At 36.5% G+C, this 1,979-nt stretch carries 1 protein-coding gene and 1 pseudogene; one reads left to right on the top strand and one right to left on the bottom strand.

Annotated features, from left to right (window positions below; genetic code table 11):
• Positions 1-93 precede the first annotated feature (93 nt).
• On the top strand, positions 94-870 hold the full coding sequence (gene rlmB / locus B4C08_RS07170) for a 23S rRNA (guanosine(2251)-2'-O)-methyltransferase RlmB (RefSeq protein ID WP_296664172.1): 777 nt from the start codon (positions 94-96) through the stop codon (positions 868-870).
• Between the two features lie 22 nt (positions 871-892).
• Here rlmB and B4C08_RS07165 read toward each other — a convergent pair.
• Positions 893-1,979, bottom strand: a pseudogene (locus tag B4C08_RS07165) (radical SAM protein); the annotation flags it as partial.

The raw sequence follows: 1,979 nt of genomic DNA, 5'->3' as shown, positions 1-1,979 counted from the left end.
TCAAGCCTGAAAATGACATAAAAATACTTTTGGAACAACCCATATTTAAAAACCGGCACTAGCCAGTAATTCCTTTTGAAAAATAAAATCTATATGTCAAAAAATATTTATACAGGCTTTCATGCTGTTGAAGAAAAAGTCAGATTGTATTCGGTTTCTAAGCCTAAAGAAATCAGCTTGAAAATTTTTTATTCAAAGCCAGGACCAAGAATTAAAAAAATAATTTCGCTTGCAAAGGATTCAAATTTTGAAGTTTCGCTTGTGAATGAAAAAGAACTTGACTCAATGGTTTTGCCGCTTCCAGAAACTGCTCGTGATCACCGCGGAATTATTCTTTTAGTTGAAGGCGAAAAAGAGAATTCAAAAAATCAAATTCAGCTTGAGCAGTGGATTACTTGCTGCCCTGAAAATGCTGTTGTTGTTGTTCTTGACAGTGTTACCGATCCGCATAATGTTGGTGCGATTTTGCGTTCATGTGATCAGTTCGGCGCAAATCTTATGGTCGTTCCAGATCATAGAAGCGCAGACATAAACAGCAATGAAATAATTGCACGTGCAAGCGCGGGAGCTTCTTCTTGGGTTGATGTTGCAAAAGTTCCAAATCTTGTTCGCGCAGTTCAGATTTTAAAGTCAGCAGGATTTTGGATTTATGGAGCGGATGCAGGTGGAACAACTCTTTTAAAAATAAAGTTTCCAAAAAAAACTTGCATCATAATGGGAAGCGAAGGCAGCGGAATTGCGCGTCTTTTGCAGGAACAATGCGATGAAATTGTTTCCATTCCAACTTGCGGAAAAATTGACAGCCTGAATGTTTCTGTTGCGGCCGGAGTTCTTCTTTACGAAGCCTACAGACAAAAACTGGAAAATTAATTTGCACTGCTTATTTATTTTTCTAAAGCATTACAAGTCCTTTGCCCCTTAGCGCGCGAAGGATTTTTTTTACTCCCGGATTTTTCTGAATAATATTTTCCATGAATGAACTGTCAAAATTTTTAGGTGAAAGGCAATAAAGCGCATGAATAAATTCTTCTTTTTCCTGCGATGAAATGTTTAGTGAAATTTTAAAATCTTCATGCATATAGTTCCACAAAAATTTGTTTTCACATAAGACGATATTTCCAGCGAGCCAAAAAAGTTTTTTTGCATTTAATGGAAAATTCCACTCTTTGTTTCGGCGTTCTTCATATTTTTCAATTGACTTTGCAATTAAATCTTTTGAAACATTTGGATGAGGAACTTTAAATTCAAACCATTTTTCAACAGGAACATTTAAATTTTCTCCGTGCATCCAACTTTGAAGCGCGGTATAAAGTCCGTTTCCGAATTTTGTAGATTTTTCTTCATCTTTAAAGTGCAGTCCATTTTTTGCAAATACTCCAGAATTTTTGGGAGCGAATGGATTTAAGTTTTTGTGAAGTCCTTCTTTCCATTCCGAATAAATTCTTGAATGTCTTGTTAAGACAAATTTGTGCCAGAAGCATGAATCAATAAGCCCTGCCGCATAAAGTTGCCGTAAAGTTTCCATGGAATTTATTGTGTCTTGCTCAGTTTCTCCAAAGTAGCCGTAAATCATGTATGCGTGAATTAAAATGCCAGCTTCCTTGAATGCACAGCACGCGCTTACAATTGAATCCAAATCAGTTCCTTTGCTTATGCTGTCCAAGCCTGTTCCTGTTGCAATTTCAATTCCGCCGGAAACTCCAATAAGTCCTCCAAAAGATAAAAATTCTGCCATGTCGCGGGAATAAATTTTTTCAAATCTTACGTTTCCCCAAAATGAAAAAGATGCGGAATGCTTTAAATTTAACTTGGAAAATTTTATCATTGCGGCTGGAGGCATTGCTTCGTCAACAAAATGAATTCCGTGTATTCCGTTTTTTTCTGATTGTGATTTTAATTCGTAAAAAAGATTTTCAATTTGAACAAGCCTGTAGGAAGCAACATAGTCAAGGCTTACATCGCAGAACGCGCATTTGTGC

The sequence above is a fragment of the Treponema sp. UBA753 genome (assembly GCF_002297325.1).
Classification (GTDB): Bacteria; Spirochaetota; Spirochaetia; order Treponematales; family Treponemataceae; genus Treponema_D.
Note: the sequence above shows the minus strand (reverse complement) of the source record. Positions and strands in the feature narration are given on the sequence as shown.